This window comes from Pseudomonas sp. MYb193, from assembly GCF_002966775.1.
GTDB lineage: Bacteria > Pseudomonadota > Gammaproteobacteria > Pseudomonadales > Pseudomonadaceae > Aquipseudomonas > Aquipseudomonas paracarnis.
Window position 1 is genome coordinate 341,098 of record NZ_CP023269.1, and the last position, 22,914, is coordinate 364,011.

Consider the following 22,914-nt stretch of genomic DNA (forward strand, 5'->3'; position numbering starts at 1 on the left):
GTGTCAGAAGCTGTAGGTACCGGTGACCACCAGGCTTCGCGGCTCACCTGGTTGAATCTGCGCCGCACTGGTCGCCGAGGCGTAGTAGTTTTTATCAGCGATATTGTTCAGTGCTGCCCGCACGTCCCATTCTTTCTGACGGAACCCGGCCAGCGCGTCCCAGCGACCATAACCAGGCAACACCACGGTGTTGAGGTTGTCGGCGTAACGATCGCCCACCAGGGTCAAACCGGTTTCCGCGTACCAGCCCATCTCCGGCTTCCAGGTGATGAACAGGCTGGCGTTGCGCTTGGCCACGTCGCTGATCCGTTTGCCCTCAAAGCCGTTGTTGTCCTTCTCCACCTTGGCATCCTGCAGGCCTACGCCGCCGCGCACATACCAGTTGTCGACGATCTTGCCGGTGGCGGTCAGCTCCACGCCGCGTGAGCGTTGTTCGCCGGTGAGCAGGGTAATGGTACGGTCCAGCGGGTCGCTGGTGCGGCGGTTGTAGAGTTCCAGTTCGTACACAGCCAGGGTGGTGCTCAGGCGCTCATCGAACCAGTCGCTCTTCACGCCGATTTCTTTTTGCTTGGTTAACTCCGGGCTCAGGTCGTTGACGTTGCCGGTGGCGTTCGGCGTGATGCCGATCAGGCCGCCGCCTGCTGGGGTGAAAGTCTTGCTCCACGAGGCGTAGAACGAGTGGTGCTCCAGAGGCGTCCACACCAGGCCGACGCGCGGGCTGGTGCTGTGGCTTTTCACGTTCTGTTGGATGTCGAGCAGCTTGTTGGTGGTGTCCACTTCGAAGCGGTCGTAACGCAGCCCGCCCAGCAGTTGCCACTGGTCATTCAGGCGCAGTTGGTCCTGTATGTAGAGGGCGCGGCTTTCGACTTCGGTGTGGTTGTTACTCGACAGTCGCATGCTCCCGGTGTGGCTCAGGCGGCGATTGGGTTGGTTGAGGTCCAGGCTCGGCACCGTCTTGCCATCGCGAGCGGAGTACAGCTTGGGATCACGGCGCTGGCTGCCCAGCTCAATACCGGTGAGCAGGCGGTGTTCCAGGCCAAAGGTGTCGAAACCGCCTTCCAGCTCCAGGTTGTTGAACACGTTGCGGGTGGTCAGGTCCTGCTGCCAGTGTTGGCGGCTGACGGTGTCGGTTTTTGGGTCATAGCCGGTCTGGTAGGTATTGTCGAAATCGCTGTCGAGCTTGAACACGCCGAGGGTGTGGCGCAGTTGCCAGTCGGCGTTGAGCTCGTAGGCAAGTCTGGAACGCAGGGACTGGGACTTATCGTCGATGTAATCGCCGTGATCAAAGTAAGTGGTGCTGCGGCTCACATCCGCCGGGCGCCCGTTGACACCAGGAATGCCACGGTCTGGGGTACGGTTGTACCGGCTGTATTCGTATTGCACCAGCCAGTTCAGCTCTGGAGTGAGCTGCCAGCTCATCGACGGCGCGAACAACTGGCGGTTGCCGCTGACGCCATCGCGAAAGCTGTTGTTGTCCTGGTTGCCCATGTTCAGGCGCAGGCTGATGTTATCGGTGGGGTCGGTACTCAGGTCGGCATACAGGCTGCGCAAATCGTTGCTGCCGCCTTGGGCTTCGATGCTGGACTTTTGCCCTGGGGTTGGCAGTTTGCTCACCCGGTTGACGATCCCACCCTGACCGCCTCGCCCGTAAAGCACGGCGGCCGGTCCCTTGAGCACTTCGATACGCTCGATGTTATGCAGGTCACGCACGTACTGGCTGTCGTCGCGAATGCCATCCAGATAGAAGTCATTGCTGGCGTCGAAACCGCGTATGCGCAGGCTGTCGAAGCGTGTATCGGCGCCGCTGCTGACGTTGGGGATACCGCTCAACGCCTGGCCCAGGTCGTTGGTGCCATAGGAACGCAGGCTTTCGGTTTTGACTGAGTCGATCGCCTGGGGCACATAGCGAACAGCCGTCGCGGTGCGTGTGGCGGTGCTGGTCTCTTTGACCCGTGGGTCGTCTTCGTCTGCTTCCACGCTGATCGAGGTTTCGGGCAAGACCGTGGCCGCACCGGCAAAACCAGCAGACAGCAGAACAGAGAGCCCAAGGGAGAGGGGCGTCAGGCGAGGGGCAGGCATGGGAGTGTATCCAAATGACGTGACAGGAAAATTGTGCGCGAATGGTAATGCTTTGCATTTGCGCGCGTTATCTATTCCCTAACGCATTGCCTGCGGATTTGTTACTTAATGTGTTTTCAAGGGCTGATCAAGGTGTTTTCAAGGCTTTCATCCCGCCGCTTTAGCCCGCTGCTTAGACGAATATCGCCTAAATACAGACGATTCACGAAATTGACACATAGTTCAACGCCCGCATAGGATTGCGCCCAACGCCTGTGGCTAACCACCATGACTAAATCCAATAAAAAAAGGCCCGCGGCAGTTCAGTCGTCCGCGGGCCTTCTTTTTGCTGGCAAGGTCGACACCAGAAAAGCAACAGGAGCCTGGTGTCACAGCGCGTACTCAACCCGTAATAAGGAATATAAGAAAATGTTGAAGCAACGGATGAGTCTGATCGCTCTGGGGATTTTGAGCGCATCGACAGCAATGGCAAACGACCAGGAGCAATCCAAGGGTTTCGTTGAAGACAGCCACCTGAACATCGCAGCACGTAACGCCTACATCAGCCGTGACTACAAAAACGGCAAGCAGGACAAAGCTGAATGGGGCCAAGGCTTCATCGGCAAGTTCGAGTCCGGCTTCACCCAAGGCACCGTCGGTGTGGGTGTGGATGTGATTGGCCAATACGCTATCCGCCTGGACGGTGGTAAAGGTCGCGCTGGCGCCGGCGGTATCGACTTCTTCAAGCAGGGCAACGGCACTATTGATGACAGCGGCAAGCCAAACCCAGGCTCGGCACCACACGACCTGGCCAAAGGCGGCGCTGCCGTGAAGTTCCGCGTTTCCAACACCGTACTCAAGTATGGTGATCAGTTCCCGGCCGTGCCTGTGCTGCAGTACGACAACTCTCGCCTGTTGTCGGAAACCTACACCGGTACGTCGATCGTCTCCAAAGAGATCGCCGGTCTGCAACTGGACGCGGGTCATTTCACCAAAGAAGCGCGCAAGAGCATGGAAGGCACCGACAGCGGTCGCCTGAAAAGCATCAACTACATCGGTGGTAGCTACAAATTCACCGAAAGCCTGTCGGCTGCTTTGTACGCCTCCGACATGCAGGACGTGCTGAAGAAGCAATACGTCAACGTCAACTACGTGCTGGCCCTGCCAGAACAACAGTCGCTGACATTTGACTTCAACGGCTACAAAACCAAGCTGGACCGCAGCTTCGCCCTGGAAAACCAAGGTGATGCGGACGCTCGCGACAACAAGATCTGGAGCCTGGGCGCTACCTGGGCCGTTGGCGCGCACAGCTTCACCCTCGCTCACCAGCGCAGCACCGGTGACACCGGCTACCTGTACGGTGGCTACCGCAACGCTGGCGGCATTGGCGACGGCGGCAATACCATCCTGCTGGCCAACTCCTACTGGTCCGACTTCAACGGCAAGGACGAGCGCTCCTGGCAAGCAGGTTATGGCATCGACTTCGCCACCTTCGGCGTACCGGGCCTGACCTACAACATTGCCTACGTGCGCGGCACCAACATCGACGACGGCACTGGCCGTGGCGATGGCACCGAGCGTGAAATCTGGAACCAGTTCAAGTACGTGGTACAGAGCGGCCCAGCCAAAGACCTGAGCCTGCGTGCCCGTGCCTCGTGGTTGCGCGTTTCCAACAACGCCAGCAACTACAACGTAGGCGGTAACGAAATCCGTCTGTTCGCCGACTACCCGATCAACGTTTTCTAATTGATCGAATGTCGTGCCTGATGCCAGGCGATAAAAAACCCCGACTGGTTCGGGGTTTTTTATTGTCCGCTCGCGGGGGCGTCAGGCTTTGACCGGTGCGAGCTTTTTGCAGTTCTCTTTGCGCGTCGGGTACTGCTCGCATTTGCGCAGCACGCTTTGCACCTGCTGCGCATTCTGCAGTTGCTGGTTGGCCAACAGCTTCTCGGTAATAAACAGTTCTTCCGAGCCCAGGTTGCGCTCTGCCTTGTCGATCATCGCCAGGGCCGATTGCCCGTCACCGCGCTTGAGGTGGTAGCTGATCATCAAGTCATAGGTGGAAGGTCCTGCCAGGGACCAGTCCTTGATCGCCTGCAACTCTTTCACCGCTTCGCTGTTTTTGCCTTGGGCCAGGCGCACGGTATAGGCGGTGCGCCGAATGCTCGGCTGGTCTTTTACCGGCGAGGCCAGAGCCTTGCGGATGAAAGCGTCAGCCTGCGGCACCTTGTTTTTCTCCAGGGCATCAATTGCGAAGTACGCGTCTTTATAGCCCTGCAAAGCCTTCGCCACCTGGGGCGTATTCTTCATTTTCGACCAGCTTTGCGGGTTGACCCGGGCGCGGCGTTCCTGGCGATACTCGCGTTGCAAGTACTGGCGCAGCTCGGTGTCGCGGTCCATCGCCGACATATGTGAGCGGTTGAAGTATTGGCTGGTCGCGGTGATGCCGGTGGTCAAGCCATCCTTGACCAGCACGTCCAGCTCTTTGGTGAACTGGTTGAGATTGAACTGCTGCAGCGAATCCTGCATGGCATTCTTGCGCGCCGTGAGGAACCCCGTGAGCAAGGGCTTCTGCTTGCCCTGGAAGTCGTTGAGGCGCTCCAGGCTATGGGTGGCGGCTCGCGGCGCGTAACCGGCACGGATCATCAAGTCGGTGCCCAGCAAGTCGGCCTGGTCTTCCTGGCTGCGGCCCCAGGCGGTGCTCCATACCTGATCGGAAAAGGTATTGGCCAGAGCGGTGTACAGCACGGTGTTGCCGATGGTCTTCTGGGTGCCGGTTGGGTCCTTGCTGAACAGTTTCATCGTACCGGAGCTGCGGTCCACGCCCGTATCGGCAGCCATGGTGGCCAAAGCGACCGTGGAGGCGACGGTGGTGAACATGTCTTTCTGCTGCTGGAAAGCGGCCATGCGGTCATGGTGATGCAGCAATACGTGGCTCATTTCATGGCCCAGCATCGCGGCGATTTCATCTTCACTGGCGACGTTGTCCAGCATGCCCAGCGGCACGAACAGGTTGCCGTAGGGGTCTGCCGACGGCCCGAAGCCATAGCTGTCGGTGATCTTCACCTGCAGCGGCGGCAACTCCCCCGGCCAGCCCTTGGACAAGCGCGTGACGATGCCCTGCAAGTAGCCTTGCAGCATCGGGATATCCACCAGGTTCTGCTGGCGCGCTTCAGCGGCCGGTACCGCACGCCCGTCGTAGCTCAAACGCTGCTGGCTCTGGCGCTGTGGGTCGAGCTTGTAATACTGGCGTACGTCGCTGTTATCCACGTAATGGCCCTGCACCCGGGACTGGGTCGAGGGGCCCACCAGGTTCATAAACGCCTGGTCTGCGCCTTTCAAGGTGGCGCAACCACTGAGCACCGAACTGGCCAACAGGCTGGCTGCTACTAGATATCCCTTCACCGCAACGCTCCTTTTTATTGATTGCAGCCGGCACCAAAACCGATGGTGGAGTTATTGCGGCTGTCCTTGGCCTGGCTTTTGGTCAGGCCCTGGCAGGGCAGGTCCACGACGTTCAGCGGGGGTTCGATGCGCAAATCCATGGTGTCCAGCCACACCTTCTGGCCTGCCAGTTCTACCTGCACCAGGTCCAGCGCCTGGTTGTACTGCAATACCGGCAGGGGCTGGGTGGGCGCGTCCTTTTTCGCCAGCTCACGTTGTTGCTTGCCCTGCTCGTCCAGCACTGTCACCGGGTCGGCGAGGAACGCCTTGATACTGTGAGTTTCTGCCCAGGCGCCCTGGGTGAAGAGGGCGGCGAGCAAAACGATGAGGCTTCTGTTCATCCTTGGTTTCCTTGAGTCAGATAGCAGAGCGGTGCACTCAGCGATCGCGGTCGAAGAAGGCTTCGATCCGCTCGCTGAACAGCACCAACGACAGCAACACAATGCCCAGCACGTTGACCGGGGTGATGTCATTGAGGCTCAGCAACACACTGACCCCCGTCAACATCGACATCACCAACAGCCACGACGGACACGGCGAGGTAAAAAACCAGATTTCCTGGCGCCGCCAATGGCTCCAGGTGCGATGGCCCGCCAGGCGACGTGCGTGCAGCGCCTTGAGCACGGCGATCAACGCCAACAGCCCGAGCTCCAGCAGGTCTAGCCAATTGAACGGCAGGTGGGGGAAATTGGCCGGTTCATGGTCGTAGTCCATGCCCGCATTGATCAGGTTGTCCAGCGCCATGGCGTGCAGGTAAACGCCAGGGAGTTGGCCGTGTACCGGCGACTCCACCAAGTCACCGGTGGAAGCGATATTGGCGCCCACCAACACCAGGCGGTCGCGCAGTAACTCGGCGACCAATGCCTGGTCATCGGGGTCGCTGACCTCCAGGTCACTGGCCGACAACGTCAGCGTATAAGGGCATCGCGCCTGGGCCGAGTCGTCGAGCTTCCAGAACACCGCCTGAAATAACTGCGCCACCCCATCCAGCAAAAAATGCCGTGCCGGCGCGCAGTGGCGGATATCGGCAATACGTGCCTGTTCGGGCGCCAGCTTCAGCCCCCACTGCACGGCGATGGGCTGGCGCTGCGCAGCGGCTTGCACATCCACCGGCGGCTGCTTGCAGTGCTGCGTGGCACAGAACACTCGATACAGCGACAGGGCGGGAGTTTCCATCAGCCCTGCCTGTGTACGCATCGCCAGTGGATACTTGTCATCCACCCCTTCCCACACCACCAGGGCCGGCTGGCTCACCTGCATGAACGGCGCCAGCGTATTCGCCTGGCCCGCCTCTGCGCGAGTCAACCCAGTATTGGCCAGCCACAACGGGATGCCTTGGCGTTGATAACGCTCAAACACATTCGCCAGCAACTGGCTGCCCCGCGTCGGGTCGCCAAACGAGTGGTCGTGGCTATAAAGCAAATCCACAAACACCGCCTGGGGCTTGTACGCCAGCAACCGCTTGAACAACTTGCTCTGCTCGCCATAAGGCATAGGCCACGAACTGTTATTGCGCATCAGGTAGGCATCATCGATCAACACCACCGCCACCCGCTGCTGCCCAAGGCTCGGGTAGTGACTGGCGAACATACGATTGAGCCACTGCGCCGACGCCTTGTCGCTGGAACTGGCCAGGCCGAAAGGATCAAGAATCGCCAGCAACACGATGATGACCGCCAGCCAATAGCGGCGGTATTTGAACAGCGGGGGTTTGGACAACATCCATGTCTCGATAAAAACGCAAGCAAGGCGGGGGTTTTAACGGAGTGGGGAGGGGGTGTCAATTGGAAAAGTGGCTAAGTGCCATATCGCTATGGGCGCATGGGTCGTCATTCGTAAAAAGCCCTGGCCTATCCAGGCCAGGGCTTTGCGCTGTGGGCGCCGGGCTTGCCCGCGATGAAATCAGCCCGCGTCCCGCACGAGTTCTTGCCGATGACTCGTCGCATCTCCCCTGAGCGCTCGCGGGAGTGGCACCGGGTTCTCTGACTCAGGCATGATGTGAACCTGAGCCAACGGAGAGGCGCTATGGGCAGTCACGATAACCCAGCGGTTTCACTGGCCCTTCGTTCGTATTCGGGCCAAGTCGAATTGCACGATCACGACTTTCATCAGCTCGTGCTGCCGCAGTCCGGCTCCATGGACATCGAAGTCGACGGTCGGGCCGGCAAGGTCGACTGGAGTCAGGGCGTGGTAATTCCTGCCGGTGCTCGCCATGCGTTTCTGGCGCAAAAGGCCAATACCTTTCTGGTACTCGACGTGCCGGCCACGACCTTCGGCGGGCCCAAGAATCTCGACGTGCCGGCCACGACCTTCGGCGGGCCCAAGAATCTCGACCTGTCGACCAGACTCCAGGCCGACAAACGCTTTTTCCCAATAGGCCCGGAAATCCGCCATTTACTCGATTACGCCAGCCGCAGCGCGCCCTTGCTGACCAGTTCACCTCAGGTGGCGGAGTCCTGGAGTACTTTGCTGCTGTCTTCGCTGACGCTGCCGCCCGGAATCATCCCTGAGCATGGTCAGTTCACCCTGGCACGGGCACTCGCTTACATCGAAAGCCATCTGGACAGCCGGCTTAGCGCCACCGAGATTGCACGGGTGGCAGGCACCAGCGAGCGGCAACTCTACGTGCTGTTCGCTCGGCATTTGAATAGCACGCCTTTTGCGCATATCGCCACCTTGCGTCTCAACCGTGCCATCGACTTGCTGTGCGAAACCGCGCTGTCGATCACCGAGATCGCCCACCGCGTCGGTTATGCCGATCAAAGCGCACTCACCCACGCCCTGAAAAAGAACCGCGACCTGACCCCGGCCACGGTGCGACGAAGTTCGCGGGTAAGGTGAATCCGGCAGGCCTGAACAAATCTTCAGCAGTGCTCATCAATACCCGCCCGGCCGGACCTTTCTATGATTGCCCCACCGACAAGGATAAATCAGACGGGGCGTAGATGACCGAAGTGACGCACACTGCCAAAACACAGGTGTCTGTCAGAGCCGCAGCCTCGGCCACCGCCATCGGCGTAATCGCGGTGTTCCTGTGGTCATGCCTGGCGTTGCTGACCAGCCTCACCGAAGGCATTCCACCCTTCCAACTGCTGACCCTGAGTTTTGCCGTCGCGTTTGTAGCGAGCCTGTGCATCCTTGGCCGCAACGGCATGGCGGGGTTTCGCAGCTGGCGTCAGCCCTGGTCGGTATGGGCGGTCGGTTTTCTAGGGATATTCGCCTACCACGCGCTGTATTTTTTCGCCCTCAAGGCTGCCCCGGTTGCCGAGGCGAGCCTGATCGCCTACCTGTGGCCACTGTTGATTGTGCTGCTCTCGGCCTTCAGCGCGGGGGAACGGCTGCGCAAACGCCAGTTACTCGGCGCGCTGCTGGGGTTGGCCGGTACGGCGTTCATCATGCAACAGCGCGCCTCGGATGAAGCCGCCGCCATGCCGGTAGCCGGCTACCTGGCCGCCTTCGCCTGCGCGCTGGTCTGGTCGTCCTATTCGGTGATCAACCGCCGTTTCAGTGACGTGCCAAGCAGCATCATTGGTGGCATCTGTGGCCTCGTCGCAGTGGCCGGCCTGGCCTGCCATCTGGCGTTTGAAACCGCGGTCATTCCAAGCGCCGGGCAATGGGCGGCCATCGTCGGCCTTGGCCTGGGGCCGGTGGGCCTGGCGTTTTTCGCCTGGGACCACGCCACCAAGCACGGCAGCCTGGCGATGCTCGGCGCTCTCTCCTATCTGGCCCCCCTGATCTCGACCCTGCTGCTGGTGGCCATAGGGCAAAGCCATGCCAGCCCGATCCTGATTATTCCCACACTGCTGATCATCGTCGGCGCCGTTATCGCCACCTCGAAAACAGGCCAGCCCAAAGCCGACATCACTGTTGTAAAGGAGCTTTGAGATGGACCTGATTGCCTCTGAAGGCGCCACAAGAATTGAACGCGACCTGCCACGGTTCAGCGTGGCGCCCACTCGTCCTGCGCTCCAGCATCTGGGACTACCGTCATTGAAGTCCAGCCGCAGCGGCATTCGCCGCCGCGCAAATGGCGAAGCGCCACGTGTGTTGCTGTTCGTGCCGCCTTACACGCGGCTGATTGAGCCGGTACCGCTGGGCAGCGCATTTGCCGACATCGGCATCGACACGTTCGAAGTAATGAAACGCGCCGGCACGCCCATTGGCCTGTTGCGCATCGCCACGGTGGCCAAGCGCGCCGGCTACGACGTGCAGATCGTCGACGCGCCATTCGCCGGCTGGTCCCAGGAAAACACTCTGGTAAACGTCGATCAGGGCCATTTGGTCCGCTATGGCCTCACCGATGTGCAAATGCGCAAGATCATCGAAGATGCACAACCGGACATCGTCGGCATCCAGTGCAACTACACCGTGCAATGGGGCAACGCCCGGGCGCTGGCCGACCTGGTGAAATCCATCGATCCAAATTTGCTGCTGGTGACGGGCGGTGCCCATTCCAGCGGTGACTGGCAGAATGCCTTGCTGGACTCGCCTTTCGATTTCACCCTGATCAACGAAGCGGATCGCGCCTTCACGCTGCTGCTCGACGCGGTCACCCATGAAGGCGGCAATGTCGACGCGGTGCCGGGCATTGCCTATCGCAGCTACAGTGGCCAACTAGTTCGACCGACGCGCAAATCCAGCTACTTGAACATTGTCCCGGCCCGGCAGGATCTGGATGAGCGCCTGGGCGTCATGCCGTTGCCGGATTTCAGTTTCCTGAACATGAACAACTACTTGCAGCCCTATCATTCCTCCGGTGCGCGGGTGCGCAAGACCGGCGCCTGGGCGCAGATCTTTTCCACCATAGGCTGCAACGTCAATTGCAACTTCTGCTATATCCCCAAAATCAACGGCCCCTGGCGGGCATTGGGGCTGGACTGGTTCGACCTGCATCTGGCGGATTTGGTCAAAGCAGGAACTCAAAAGCCCGCACTACCGCAACGTCATCGCTGCCATTCGCGGCGGTCTCACGGCGAAGACATTTATCCGTTCAATCGCCGACAACGGTTGCTACAACATTTACCTTGCGGTGGAGAGCGCCAACGAAGAGAGCCTGGTGAACTCCAACAAGTCGCGTTTCAACGCGATTCAGCAGGCAACCTTTGAGATCATCCAGATGTTTACCGAGTGCGGAATTCAGGTGACGGGCGGCTTCATGCTCGGCTTCGTCAACCCGCCGGCCTCGGCTGCCGAACAGCCGTTCATCGAAAGCCTGGGGCAAATCGGTAATACCATTGACTATGCCGTCAGCCTTATGGGCGCAGGCATGGCCTACGCCAACCCGTTTATCGTGACCCCGATTCCGGGCACCGAGATGTGGGCATACCAACAGCAGTATGTGGTTCGTCACTACGACAATGGCTGGTCTCACGAAAAAGCCACCATGGCCACCGAGCAATGGAGTGCCGAGGACATCGAAAAAGCCCGTATGGAATTGCTGGTACGCGCCAATGGTGCTGATCGGGTGCGGGAAATGGTGCGGCGCGGAACGTGGCCAGTGGATGTCTGATTTTTTACGCAGCCCTACTCGTTCAATGACTTCGAGCGAGTAGCCAAACAACCTCACACGTCAATTGAACCACTTACACCATCAGCCTGCTTTTGACCGGTTTTTGACCTTCATCTATAGGTTGAATTTTCCTAAGCGAAGAGTGAGCAAATGCGCGGTCAGTAGCCAGTAATAGCGCGTCGATTCAGCGTGCGGGTTCACGTGACGGTTTAGAAACCATGCGAGATGCTTTCGCTGCCAGGTCCATGGATTATCTTTGTGCAAGCGATTAGAGATCTTCGCTTGAATGGTCTTTGCTTGGCGTAGGTGACGTTCGCGAATGGCATGCGACCCGGTGAGAAGATCCGCCAGGAACAGCGCCATGTCGAATGTTTTGCTCGTGCTCGATCATCGTTATAAGCCGATATCACGTCGAGACGACCATGCCCCAGTTCGTCGCTGATTTGTGTGCAGGCCTGCTGATGAAGGATGGGGCGGGCAGGGCGGACGATTGCCCGTGAAAATCGAGGTGGTTTTCGGCTGGTATCCATAAGATTTTGGCGGAATCCGACGGAACGCCAAAACGAAAAAACCCGCCAGAAGGCGGGTTTTTCGGGGGTTCCAGAGATTTTGAAAGCCTTCTCTGGAACCTTGTATGGTGCCGGCACCAGGAGTCGAACCCGGGACCTACTGATTACAAGTCAGTTGCTCTACCAACTGAGCTATACCGGCGTGTTAGGGCGACGATTATAGCGATTGGAAAGGTTCTGTAAACCCCTGAATTCTGACTATTTTTGCAAAGTCGGAGGTTTCTTGCGATTAGGCTGTCTTGGGCACGTTTTCACAGGTTGCAAGCCTGTGGAAAAACACACGCTGAAAAGCCATTAAATTGACTATCTACCGTCCATCTAAAAAATCGAACATAAAAACAGCAAAATAATGACACTTCAAACCCTTTGTCACAGAATGCCCCCAACAAGGGCGCCTATAAAAAGACCTACGGCAAGTGCCCGCACTTGCTGACCTTCACGTCTTTAAGCTGCGTCGTGAGGAGCAGGCTATGAGCCTAAGCAAAGAAATTCTGGCGTTGTTTGGTAAAGACGTTACCCATGATGCCGACGGCATCAATGCAAGAATGCACTTTTTCGGCAGTGTTCCTGACGAAAGTATCCACCAACAGCCCATCAATGCCCCGGAGTTGCGCGCTAAAATAGTGGCGTTGGTGTCTATCAATGGCGGTGTGGGCCGCAGCACGCTGGTCACGGCCTTGAGCAGTGGGTTGCAGCGCCTGGGCGAGTCGGTGGTGGCGCTGGACCTGGACCCGCAGAATGCCTTGCATCATCACTTTGGGGTCAGTTCCACCTTGGCCGGAATCGGCCGCACCAGTCTGGAGCATGGGCAATGGGCGCCCTTGCAGCAGTTGGGCTTTGCCGGTTGCCAGGTGATGACCTTCGGCGATATCGATATCCAACAGCAGGAAAGCCTCGAGCGCTGGCTCAAGCAGGAGCCCGGTTGGATGGCGCAGCGTCTTGGGTGCCTGGGGCTCAGCGAGCGGCACACGGTGATCATCGATACGCCCGCGGGTAATAACGTCTATTTCCATCAAGCGTTGAGCGTTGCCGATGTGGTGCTGGTCATCGTGCAGGCGGACGCTGCTTGCCTTGGGACCCTGGATCATCTGGACCTGCTGCTCGCTCCGCACCTTGAGGGCGAGCGCCCGCCGATTGTGCAGGTGGTGATTAACCAGGTGGATGAGAGTAACCCCTTCAGTCTGGACATGGTTGAGGCGTTCAAGCATCGCTTGGGCAAAGACCCGTTGGAAGTTCATCGCGATATGGCCATTAATGAGGCGTTGGCCTACTCATCCGACCCGCTGGATAACGTGGCGAAACGGCTGGCCAGTGATGATATCAACGAGGTTTGCCTGTGGCTGAAGGCGCCAAAACAGACCGCATAAAGCGCCCGTTATGCGCGTGGCGCCAGATGCTTATGCACAATCGGTTGGTAACAGCTGTCACGAAACAGCCATTTTGTGCAGCAGTTCTCAGCACGCTGCAACTGCCTGTTTTGTGTGCACTTTATTTTGTGAACAAAAAATGACCAGGCCGGTTTTGGGTGTGAAGTGCCGATATCTAGGGCCTCTGCAAAGTATTCATCAACAGAGTTATCCACAGGGCGCTTGTAGGATTTTTTGCCCTTTATTCGCGCTCGGCCAGCACCATCAGGTTGCGAGGGGTCAACGATGGTTCGCAGAAGCTGCCGACCTCGACGTTGTAGCCCTGTTCCACCATGAACAGTGCCCGGTCCAATACCAACCACAGTTCCAATGGGCGTCGAAACAAGCCTCTCACTAGCTCAAGGTTGCGCACCTCGGCCAGGCGTTGCCAGCCGTGGGCTTCCAGGGCCGGCCAGTTCTGCTCGCCTGTGGATAAGCCCTTGAGGCTTGCCAGTTCCTGGCAATAGTCGGCAAAGGGTTTATCCAGCCAACTGGCGGGCAGGGAAGGTGTTGGCAGGTAGTCGTCGCAGCCACGCAGTTGCCGCTGCAGTTGGTCAAAGCCCAGGCGGCGGGCCATGGAGGTGTCCCGTTGTTGGCGTACACGGTTGCCGGCGGTGACGGTTTCGCTCAGGGGCAGGCCCAGGTCATCAATCGACAGTTGCAGCAGGGAGGCGCGCCCGGCGGCGGAGAGGGCTTGATAACGGTCGGCGGTGATGCGGTTGTAGCAGCAGGGCGCCAGGGCCAGTTGTTTGCAGCCGGCGGCGCTGGCCAGTTGCAGCAGGCGCACATGTAGGTCGCCGCAGGCATGCAGGGCGACCGGCGTGTGTTCGGGCTGGATCGCGACATCCACCATCACGTCTTGCAGATGATGGGTTGCGGGCAGGTCGTGGCGATCACTCAAGGCTTGGCCGGAGGCGATCAGGGCGGGGTCATATTCCAGGCAAGTCAACCGTTGGCCGGGTTGCAGCAGGCGGCGGCCTAGGTGGCCTTTGCCGGCGCACCAGTCCAGCCAGTGGGCAGGCGTTTGGGTAAAGGTCAGCGCGGCGCCGAAGGCTTCGATCTGTTGCCATTTGCGCCCTGGCACGTCGACATTCAAACGAGGGCGAGCGGGCTCAAGGGTGTGCGTGGGTAACTTATCCACAGTAGCGAGGCGCAGCGCGTGAGCGGCCAGCTGTGGAAAAGGTGCGGGCGCGGGCAGGTCGTGGGGTTGGTTGTGACTGGCTTCAGCTTCGGCCAGCGAACGCTTGCGCAGCCACTGGGATAACGCTGGATGCTCGGTTTCCCAAGGCAACTGCAACTGGGTAAAGGGCCGTGGTCGCCACAGCCCTTGGTGTTCGGTCAGGAATGCATCCAGTGCGTGGAAGCGTGCCTCAACGTCCTTGGCATGCATCGACGCGCAGCCATTTTTCCAGCAGTTTGAAGCCGCGCACCAGCACGTAGGCCATCAGCAGGTAGAACAACCCTGCGGCGAAGAAAATCTCCACCGGCAGGTAAGTGCGGGCAATGATGGTGCGCGCCATGCCGGTCAGTTCCAGCAGGGTCACGGTACTGGCCAAGGCGCTGGCCTTGAGCATCAGGATCACTTCGTTGCTGTAGGCCGGCAGGCCGATGCGCGAGGCGCGTGGCAGGATGATGTAGAACAGCGTCTTGGGCTTGGACATGCCCAGGGCCCGCGCCGCTTCGATCTCGCCCGGCGGAATGGCCTGGATCGCACCGCGCAGGATCTCGGCAATGTAGGCGGCGGTGTGCAGGGTCATGGTGGCGGTGGCGCACCAGAACGGGTCTCGCAGGTACGGCCACATGAAGCTGTTGCGCACGGCGTCGAACTGCGCCAGGCCGTAATACACCAGGAACAACTGCACCAGCAGCGGCGTGCCACGAAAGAAGAAAATGTAGCCGTAGGGCAGGGCACTCACGTACCAGCGGCGCGAAGACCGCGCGATGCCGAGTGGGATCGCCAGCAGCAGGCCGGCGATCACGGCGATTGCCACCAGCTCCAGGGTCAGGGTTGCGCCCTGGGCCAACTTCGGCAGCCACTTGATGATCACGGTCCAGTTCAGGCCCAGGTCAAAGTGCGATAGCCAGCTGTAGTCGCCGCTCATTGGGTGCTCCTTGCAAAGCCGCGGGCGGCGCGTTTTTCCAGGAAGTGCATGCTGGTCATCGCCAGTACGGTCAGGCCCAGGTACATGAAGGCGGCGACCATGAAGAAGGTGAAGGGTTGCTTGGTCACGGTCACGCCGATCTGCGCGTGGCGCATGATTTCTTCCAGGCCGATCACCGACACCAGCGCGGTGTCTTTCATCAGGATCATGAACAGGTTGCCCAGGCCCGGCAGGGCGATGCGCCACATCTGCGGCATGATCAGCCGGGTGAAAATCCGAAACTTCGACAGCCCCAACGCCACACCGGCTTCGCGGTGGCCCTTGGGAATGGCGAGGATCGCGCCGCGGAACACTTCCGTTGCGTAGGCGCCGAAGCACAGGCCCAGGGCGATGACGCCGGCGGCGAAGGCACTCAGCGACAGGTCGGGGTTGCCGAAGAACTCACCGAGCGCACGCATCAGGTTGACGGTGCCGAAGTAAATCAGCAGCACCCACAGTAATTCGGGAATACCGCGAACGATGGTCGAATACGCACCGCCCAGCCATTGCAGTGGCTTGTACGGGGAGGTCTTGGCCAAGGCGCCGGCAAGGCCGAGCACCAGCCCCAGGCACAGGGCCGTGAGCGCCAGTTTGACGGTCATCAGCGCGCCGGCGGCAAGGGCCGGGCCGAATCCGTAGAGATCGAAATTCATGGTGTTTTCATATCGTGGCAGGCATTGCTAAAAGCCAGCGCGCTCGCAGGAGCGCGCCGGGCAGGCCGTTCAGATCATTCGATGCTGAACGGGAAGTACTTGTCGTTGATCTTCTTGTAGGTGCCGTCTGCCTTGATCTCTGCCAGGGCTTTGTTCAGGCGCTCGCGCAGCGGGTCGCCTTTGCGTACGGCGATACCGATCTTGTCGCTTTCTACCACCGGGTCGCCTTTGAATTCATAGGCCGAACCGTCTTTGCTCTTGAGCCATTCGTACTGCACGTACTTGTCAGCCAGGATGCCGTCGAGGCGACCGGAGGTCAGGTCGAGGTAGGCGTTTTCCTGAGTGTCGTAGAGCTTGGCTTCGGTGTCCGGCAGCTTGTCTTCCAGGTAGGTACCGGCCAGCGTTGCGCGCTGTGCACCGATCACCTTGCCTTTGAGGTAAGTGGCGTCGGTCTTGAAATCCGCAGTGGCTTTGGGCGCAATGAACTGCAGCTTGTTGGAGTAGTACGGGTCGGTGAAGTCAACCGCCTGCTTGCGCTCGTCGGTGATCGACAGCGAGGACACCAGGAAGTCGAACTTCTTGGCGTTCAGGGCCGGGATGATGCCGTCCCAGTCGGACACATACACTTCGCACTTCTCGACTTTCATCTTGGCGCACAGGGCGTCGCCGATGTCCTTGTCGAAGCCGACAACGTTGCCGCTGGCGTCTTTATTGTTGAACGGCGGGTAGGCCGCTTCGATCCCCATCTTCAAGGTTTCTGCCATGGCCGTGGCGCTGAACGCCATCGAGACGGCCGCGGCCAGAAGGAATTTCTTATAGGTCTGCATGCATGTTGCTCCGTTAGCGGTTGCTGGACATGAATTGTTTGCAGCGCGCCGAAAGCGGGTTTTCAAATACCTGCTGTGGCGATCCTTGCTCTTCGACCAGGCCCTGGTGCAAAAACACCACTTCGCTGGATACCTGGCGGGCGAAGCCCATTTCGTGGGTGACCAGCAGCATGGTGCGGCCTTCTTCGGCCAGCGCGCGGATCACATTAAGTACTTCCTGGACCATTTCCGGGTCAAGCGCCGACGTCGGTTCGTCGAACAGAATGACTTTAGGCTGCATCGCCAGGGTACGCGCAATCGCCGCGCGTTGTTGTTGGCCGCCAGAGAGTTGCGCAGGGTAGGCGTGGCGCTTGTCGGCGATACCAACCTTGGCCAGCAGGGCCTCGGCCACTTCTATCGCTTCGGCCTTGCTCTGGCCGAGCACGCGCCGAGGAGCCTCGATGATGTTGTCGAGGATGCTCATGTGCGGCCACAGGTTAAAGTTTTGAAACACAAACCCGATTTCGCTGCGCAGGCGGTTGATCTGCTTGCCGTCGGCGGCCATCAGTTCGCCGTTTTTTGCGGCCTTTAGCTTGAGTTCTTCGCCGGCCACCAGGATCTGGCCCTGGTGCGGGTTTTCCAGCAGGTTGATGCAGCGCAGGAAGGTGGACTTGCCGGAACCGGAGGAACCCAGGATCGAGATCACATCGCCGTCGCGAGCGGTCAGCGAGATACCTTTGAGTACCTCAAGCTCACCATAGCGTTTGTGCAAGTTGCGGATTTCAAGCGCGGGCGTGGCCTGAGCCATGTGCGGTCCTCATTGTGTTCGTTGCGATCTTCGCTGTTGGGCCGCCTTCCTGGCGAGGCGCCAAGCTAGCATAGCGTTTGGATGACAGCCAACAGCGCTGCGGACGGTTAACCGGTGGTCTGCGGCAGGGTGTCGCATCGGCGCAGCAGTGTGTCGCGCCATCAACAACCTACAGACGTTTGACCCGGAAAGATCCACAGGCTTCGCGTAAAAAAGGGCGCGATGGTGCCAGCTTTGGCCGGGTGTTGGAAGGGTTAACCGGGCAAACGGTCCATATCAGCCCGGTTATGGGGCGTCACGTACTTTTTGTGTGTGTTTTTGGTGCGTCGCAATGCCACGAATGTGAGTCGCACGGTAACGCTATAGCGGAATGCCATTGTTCTCAATGACTTGCGATGGGTAGTGAATTGTCCTACAGCCCGCGCCAACTGTGGTTCTGAAATATTTTGGCGCAAATCTTGCGTAAAAAATAAAGAACGCCCTGTTGGATTCTTTTCACGAGAAAGGCTGCAAGCCGGGCGAACCGTTTTCGCAATTCCTCGCAAAGGTGTGTCAATGAGTAGTACGCAAAGCTCCAATGACCTCGAACAGGGGCTCAAACCGCGTCACGTCACCATGCTGTCGATTGCCGGTGTCATCGGCGCCGGTTTGTTTGTCGGCTCCGGCCATGCGATCGCTGCTGCCGGCCCGGCTGTGCTGTTGGCCTATGCAGCCGCCGGTACGCTGGTAGTCCTGGTGATGCGCATGCTGGCCGAGATGGCCGTTGCGTCACCGGATACCGGTTCGTTCTCTACCTATGCCGACCGGGCAATCGGCCACTGGGCCGGTTTCACCATTGGCTGGCTCTACTGGTGGTTCTGGGTGCTGGTGATTCCGCTGGAAGCCAACGCGGCGGCGACCATCCTGCACGCCTGGTTCCCCGACGTGGCGATCTGGGTGTTCACCCTGGTCATTACCTTGCTGCTCACCGCAACCAACTTGTTCAGCGTGAAGAACTACGGCGAGTTCGAGTTCTGGTTTGCGCTGATCAAGGTCGTGGCGATCGTGGGCTTTGTGATCCTCGGCCTGGCCGCGATCTTCGGCTTCTTGCCCACCAGCCAGGTCAGCGGTGTTTCGCACCTGTTCGATACCCAAGGGTTCATGCCCAACGGCATGGGTGCCGTATTGGCGGCGATCCTGACCACCATGTTCTCGTTCATGGGCACCGAGATTGTCACCATCGCCGCAGCCGAGTCGAAGAACCCGGGCCAGCAAATCACCAAGGCCACCAACTCGGTGATCTGGCGGATTGGTTTGTTCTACCTGTTGTCGATCTTCATCGTGGTGTCCCTGGTGCCTTGGAACGATCCGACCCTGGCTGCCGTAGGTTCCTACCAGACCGTGCTGGAGCGCATGGGCATTCCGAACGCCAAGCTGATTGTCGACCTGGTGGTGCTGGTTGCCGTGACCAGTTGCCTCAACTCAGCGCTGTACACCGCGTCGCGCATGCTGTTCTCCCTGGGCCGTCGCGGTGACGCACCGGCCGTGGCCAAGCGCACCAACAAGAGCGGCACGCCTTACTGGGCGGTGTTGCTGTCTACAGGCGCCGCGTTCCTGGCGGTATTCGCCAACTACGTCGCTCCGGCAGCGGTGTTCGAATTCCTGCTGGCCAGCTCCGGCGCCATCGCGTTACTGGTGTACCTGGTGATTGCCGTGTCGCAACTGCGCATGCGCCAGAAGCGTGCGGCAGCGGGCGAGAAGATCGTCTTCAAGATGTGGCTGTTCCCAGGCCTGACGTACGCGGTAATGGTGTTTATCGTCGGTACGTTGACCATCATGCTGTTCCAGGAAGCGCACCGGGTCGAGATCATCGCCACCGGGGTTCTGAGCTTGCTGGTGGTATTGGCGGGGTTGGTGGTGGCGAGCCGTCGCAAGGCCCAAAGAGTGGGGGCTGCGGCGCTTAACTGACGAGAGACGGTGGTAGTGCACCTCGCAACAATGTGGGAGCCGGGCTTGCCCGCGATGACGGACTGCCAGTCGATATATTCGTCGACTGACACACCGCCATCTCAAGCAAGCCCTAATGCCAGTCAGTTAAGACAGAATCGGTAACTGTGGCGAGGGAGCTTGCTCCCGCTGGGGCGCGAAGCGGCCCCAAAAATGGGACTGCTACGCAGTCCAGCGGGAGCAAGCTCCCTCGCCACAAGTCACTGGTTGTCTGCTCGAGCTCTTAACTGACTGGCATTAGGGCAAGCCCGCTCCCACATTTTTATTTTGTGTCAGTCGGGGGCGTTGGCCAGCGCCTGGGACGCCGCCACGTAATCGGTCTGGAACTGCGGCGACTCAATCCACGCTAACGCCGCGGCTTCGTCATCGCTGTCCGTCGCCCACTGCCGATACTCGATCAGCGCCGCCAGGATAAAGTCGGTCGCTTCTTCTTCGCCTTCCTGCTCCAGCACCAACGCCAGCAACGGGTGCGCAAGGAACACCGCACACAGCGCCTGCTGGCTGATCTCGCCAGCGGCACGCATTTCGACGAACAGTTCAGTCAAATCCACCGACTCAAGGTCGATGCGGCTGTCGTCGCCAGCAAAAGCATCCGGCTTGTGCGCCACGGCGCGCTGGGTGCGGTTTTGCTTGGCCTTGGCTTTTGCCCGGTGGGCGCGTTTTTGCTGCTTGTTTGGCGAGGCCATGGGCTCGACGTCCTTGGGGTCTGGGTCTAGAGGGTGTATTGAAGCGCAGGTTGGGGTAAATCCCAAGGGTTTCTCGGGCGGCAATGATTGCTGTAGTGCTCGACCTTATCTGCGCGGGTACTTAGGCTGACAGTCTATTGACCCACCAGAGCCCGCCCATGACCCGTGACACCCTGGAACACCATCAGGTCCCGATCTACTTTGTTGCCGTCTTTGTGGCCGTCACGTTTGGCCTGTTCTGGCCCTTATCGGCTCAGGGCTTCAGCCTTTGGGTGACACCTGCCATCGCCGTGCTGATGTATGCGATGTTTTTGCAGATCCCCTTTCTTGAGCTGCGCCAAGGCTTGGGCAACAAGCGATTCATGGCGGCCTTGCTGCTGGCCAATTTCATCCTCGTGCCTATGCTGGTGTGGGGCTTGACCCGTGGCCTGGTGGAGCGCCCGGCGTTGCTGGTGGGCGCTCTGCTGGTGTTGCTGACGCCCTGTATCGACTACGTGGTGGTATTTACCCATATCGGTAAGGGCGATTCGCGATCGATGCTGGCGGCTACACCGCTGCTGCTGTTGCTGCAACTGCTGCTGTTGCCGGTATACCTGGGGCTGATGTTGGGCGAGCAATCCAGCGTGGTGGTAGCGGCGGGGCCATTTGTAGAGGCGTTCGTGGGGCTGATTGTGGTGCCGATGCTTCTGGCTGTCCTCACCAGCGCGCTTGCGCGGCGTTCGAGCGCTATCGGTCTTTGGAGCAGCGCCTGGGCGTGGTTGCCGGTGCCGGCGATGGCGCTGGTGTTGTTTGTCGTGCTCGCTTCGCACATCACTGCGGTGGTGCGAGATATCAACTTGTTGTTGCCGGTCATTCCAATCTACGTGGCGTTTGTACTATTGGCGCCGTTGATGGGCATTGGTGCTGCGCGGCTGTTCGCACTACCAGCGGTGACGGCGCGGGCGGTGACGTTCAGTGCGTCGACGCGTAATTCGCTGGTGGTTTTGCCATTGGCGCTGGCCCTGCCGGAGGATGTGCGCGGTTTGGCCGCAACGGTGGTGATCCTGCAGACCCTGATCGAGCTGGTTGCCGAGTTGGCCTACGTTCGCCTGATCCCGGCAGTGGTGTGGCCCACCAGTCGGTAACCGCGTGAATGTTCAGGTCTGTTCAGGCGCCATTCAGGGGCGCGTTCGGCACCATACGCCAGCGCTTCCCACCTGACAGGTCACCCGATGGATCACCGCAACCGTTTTCGCCTGGAGTCACTGGGTATTTTCCTGGTCGCTCTCTTGTTGTTCACAGTAGGCATCTGGGATCAGCAGCCCCAGGGTTTTGACGGGCGTTGGGCGCTGTTCATGCAGGAAATGTATCGCCATGGCGCGAGTCTTTTCCCCACCACCTACGGCCAGCCCTATGCGGATTACCCAGGCACCGCGACCTTCTTCAGTTATCTATTCGCTCGCTTGTTTGACGCGCCGAACCACTTGGCGAATGTGCTACCCACGGCGCTCGCGTCGGCGGGGGTGATCGCGCTGATGTATCGCCTGCTGGCACCCTACAGCCGTGCCTGGTCGCTGCTTACGGTGCTGCTCACGCTGCTCACCGCCCAGTTACTCGAAAAGTCGCGCTCGGTGTGCCTGGATCAGATGGTTGCATTGTTATGCGTGGGCAGTTTCTACCTGCTGCACACCGGCGAACGCCACGGGTCACGGTTGAGGCAACTGGCGGTGTTCCCGCTGTTCATCCTGGGTTTCGCCATACGTGGGCCGCTGGGGTTGATTGAAGTCTGCGCGGTGGTGTGTGTGTATTGGGCACTGAGCAAGCCGGGGGAGCGTGTCCGGCAGGTGTTGATCCACGGCGTTGTCGGCCTGGTGTTGCTCGCAGCGTGCTGGTGGCTGCTGATGAAGCTTGCGCGGTTCAGTGGTGGCGCTGCGTTTGCCGATGAGGTGTTCAAGATGCAAGTCGGCGGGCGCCTGGATGAGTCGGGTGAGCCGTTCTACTTTTACTTCCAGCTGAGCTTGTACCGCTACTTCCCGGTGGTGCCGCTGGCATTTGCGACCCTGTTTGCGTTGCGCCATCGCTGGCCCGAGCGTTGGGCCAATGAGCACCTGCAATTGCTGGTGCGGTTCGGGGGCTGCGGCTTGATGATTCTGCTCGGCCTGTCGGTACCGCATTTCAAGCGCGCTTATTACATTTTGCCGATGGTGCCGATGTTTGCGGCTGTCGCTGCCTATGGGCTGCTTCACGCGCAAGGCTGGCTGGTGGGCGTGCGCCGTTGCTATGAATGGCTGGTCGCGGCGCTGCCGGCGTTGTGCGTGGTTGTGTTGTTTGTGTGTCGACACGCCTGGCACAAGCAGGGCTACTGGCCGGAGATTTCCTTGCCGTTGATGATCGGCGTGCTGGTGATGCTGCAAGTCGCGGCGTTGATAGCCTGGCAGCGAGCATGGCGGTTGGTGTGGCTCAGTCTGATCGCGCTGGTGGCGCAATGGCTGTTGCTGGTGACGGTGATAGAGCCGGCCAAGGACCTGCAATTCGACACCCGGCGGTTTGTCAGCCAGGTGGAGGCGTTGCGCCAGGCGCAGCCAGGTCCCTTGGTGTTTGTCGACCTGGCCCGAGATACCTGGGCGGTGCGCTACATGATGAACCTGGATCACGATGAACAGCCGCTGTTTGTCGGCCGTCACGAGCTTGAGAAGTTGGCGACGCTGCCCCGGCCCTCCTGGGTGATCGTGTCGCGCAAGGAGACCGCGCTGTTGAAGGGGTCGCCGGTGGAGCACTTGGCATCGAGCTATCAAGGGCGCTTGAATGACAACCCGTTGATGGTGTTTTTGCTCAAGTAAGGAGGCCCTTGAGCCAAGGGCCTGCCGAG

19 protein-coding genes and 1 tRNA gene are annotated in these 22,914 nt (G+C 59.7%); 9 read left to right on the plus strand and 11 right to left on the minus strand.

Features of this window, described 5'->3' with window-relative positions:
- Positions 1–3 precede the first annotated feature (3 nt).
- Positions 4–2,079 carry a TonB-dependent siderophore receptor gene (locus CLM72_RS01485; protein WP_105225426.1) on the minus strand — a complete coding sequence of 692 codons (2,076 nt, stop codon included), beginning with the start codon at positions 2,077–2,079 and terminating at the stop codon, positions 4–6.
- A 408-nt stretch (positions 2,080–2,487) separates the two neighbouring features.
- Between CLM72_RS01485 and CLM72_RS01490 the strand changes: the two genes are divergently transcribed.
- On the plus strand, positions 2,488–3,804 hold the full coding sequence (locus CLM72_RS01490; protein WP_105225427.1) for an OprD family porin: 1,317 nt from the start codon (positions 2,488–2,490) through the stop codon (positions 3,802–3,804).
- 81 nt (positions 3,805–3,885) lie between these two features.
- Here the strand turns inward: CLM72_RS01490 and CLM72_RS01495 are convergent, their stop codons facing one another.
- From CLM72_RS01495 to CLM72_RS01505, 3 genes are read right to left on the minus strand one after another with little or no spacing between them, the layout of a single operon-like run.
- Entirely contained in the window at positions 3,886–5,463 is a 1,578-nt protein-coding gene (locus tag CLM72_RS01495) for a M48 family metallopeptidase (protein ID WP_105225428.1), read from the minus strand.
- Positions 5,464–5,477: 14 nt separating this feature from the next.
- Positions 5,478–5,843: a hypothetical protein gene (locus CLM72_RS01500; RefSeq protein ID WP_014716500.1), complete on the minus strand. Its 366-nt coding sequence runs from the start codon at positions 5,841–5,843 to the stop codon at positions 5,478–5,480.
- A gap of 37 nt (positions 5,844–5,880) precedes the next feature.
- Positions 5,881–7,224, minus strand: coding sequence for a CHASE2 domain-containing protein (locus CLM72_RS01505; protein ID WP_105225429.1), 1,344 nt, complete (start codon positions 7,222–7,224; stop codon positions 5,881–5,883).
- A gap of 303 nt (positions 7,225–7,527) precedes the next feature.
- On the opposite strand from CLM72_RS01505, the gene CLM72_RS01510 reads away from it, so the two are divergent.
- The 4 genes from CLM72_RS01510 (at position 7,528) to CLM72_RS29140 (ending at position 11,011) form a co-directional block, all read left to right on the plus strand.
- Complete coding sequence (locus CLM72_RS01510) at positions 7,528–8,343, plus strand: AraC family transcriptional regulator (RefSeq protein ID WP_105225430.1); 816 nt, start codon at positions 7,528–7,530, stop codon at positions 8,341–8,343.
- A 104-nt stretch (positions 8,344–8,447) separates the two neighbouring features.
- Entirely contained in the window at positions 8,448–9,386 is a 939-nt protein-coding gene (locus tag CLM72_RS01515) for a DMT family transporter (RefSeq protein WP_105225431.1), read from the plus strand.
- A gap of 1 nt (position 9,387) precedes the next feature.
- Complete coding sequence (locus tag CLM72_RS01520; RefSeq protein ID WP_256595265.1) at positions 9,388–10,608, plus strand: radical SAM protein; 1,221 nt, start codon at positions 9,388–9,390, stop codon at positions 10,606–10,608.
- Complete coding sequence (locus CLM72_RS29140) at positions 10,559–11,011, plus strand: hypothetical protein (RefSeq protein ID WP_256595266.1); 453 nt, start codon at positions 10,559–10,561, stop codon at positions 11,009–11,011. Before CLM72_RS01520 ends, CLM72_RS29140 begins: the two co-directional genes overlap by 50 nt.
- 635 nt (positions 11,012–11,646) lie before the next feature.
- On the opposite strand, the gene CLM72_RS01530 is transcribed toward CLM72_RS29140, so the two are convergent.
- Positions 11,647–11,722, minus strand: a tRNA-Thr gene (locus tag CLM72_RS01530).
- A gap of 328 nt (positions 11,723–12,050) precedes the next feature.
- Here CLM72_RS01530 and bcsQ point away from each other — a divergent pair.
- Positions 12,051–12,947 (plus strand): cellulose biosynthesis protein BcsQ, encoded by an 897-nt coding sequence (gene bcsQ, locus CLM72_RS01535; RefSeq protein WP_105225433.1) that lies wholly within the window; start codon positions 12,051–12,053, stop codon positions 12,945–12,947.
- Between the two features lie 241 nt (positions 12,948–13,188).
- Here bcsQ and CLM72_RS01540 read toward each other — a convergent pair whose 3' ends face one another.
- From CLM72_RS01540 to CLM72_RS01560, 5 genes are all read right to left on the minus strand, one after another.
- Positions 13,189–14,376 carry a methyltransferase gene (locus tag CLM72_RS01540; protein ID WP_105225434.1) on the minus strand — a complete coding sequence of 396 codons (1,188 nt, stop codon included), beginning with the start codon at positions 14,374–14,376 and terminating at the stop codon, positions 13,189–13,191.
- Complete coding sequence (locus CLM72_RS01545) at positions 14,357–15,046, minus strand: ABC transporter permease (protein WP_105229065.1); 690 nt, start codon at positions 15,044–15,046, stop codon at positions 14,357–14,359. Before CLM72_RS01545 ends, CLM72_RS01540 begins: the two co-directional genes overlap by 20 nt.
- 38 nt (positions 15,047–15,084) lie before the next feature.
- Positions 15,085–15,780 carry an ABC transporter permease gene (locus CLM72_RS01550; RefSeq protein ID WP_005783890.1) on the minus strand — a complete coding sequence of 232 codons (696 nt, stop codon included), beginning with the start codon at positions 15,778–15,780 and terminating at the stop codon, positions 15,085–15,087.
- A gap of 74 nt (positions 15,781–15,854) precedes the next feature.
- Positions 15,855–16,607: an ABC transporter substrate-binding protein gene (locus tag CLM72_RS01555; protein WP_014716503.1), complete on the minus strand. Its 753-nt coding sequence runs from the start codon at positions 16,605–16,607 to the stop codon at positions 15,855–15,857.
- A 13-nt stretch (positions 16,608–16,620) separates the two neighbouring features.
- Positions 16,621–17,394, minus strand: a complete 774-nt coding sequence (locus tag CLM72_RS01560; protein ID WP_003187760.1) for an ABC transporter ATP-binding protein — start codon at positions 17,392–17,394, stop codon at positions 16,621–16,623.
- Positions 17,395–17,949: 555 nt separating this feature from the next.
- On the opposite strand from CLM72_RS01560, the gene gabP reads away from it, so the two are divergent.
- On the plus strand, positions 17,950–19,341 hold the full coding sequence (gene gabP, locus CLM72_RS01565) for a GABA permease (protein WP_034125525.1): 1,392 nt from the start codon (positions 17,950–17,952) through the stop codon (positions 19,339–19,341).
- Between the two features lie 311 nt (positions 19,342–19,652).
- Here the strand turns inward: gabP and CLM72_RS01570 are convergent, their stop codons facing one another.
- A complete protein-coding gene (locus CLM72_RS01570; protein ID WP_105225435.1) occupies positions 19,653–20,066 on the minus strand; it encodes a hypothetical protein in 414 nt (137 codons plus the stop codon).
- 158 nt (positions 20,067–20,224) lie between these two features.
- On the opposite strand from CLM72_RS01570, the gene CLM72_RS01575 reads away from it, so the two are divergent.
- Together CLM72_RS01575 and CLM72_RS01580 are read left to right on the plus strand one after the other, a co-directional pair.
- Positions 20,225–21,190, plus strand: a complete 966-nt coding sequence (locus CLM72_RS01575) for an arsenic resistance protein (protein ID WP_105225436.1) — start codon at positions 20,225–20,227, stop codon at positions 21,188–21,190.
- 87 nt (positions 21,191–21,277) lie between these two features.
- The gene (locus CLM72_RS01580) at positions 21,278–22,885 is read left to right on the plus strand and encodes a glycosyltransferase family 39 protein (protein WP_105225437.1); all 1,608 of its coding nucleotides are present in this window, start codon (positions 21,278–21,280) and stop codon (positions 22,883–22,885) included.
- Positions 22,886–22,914: the final 29 nt, after the last annotated feature.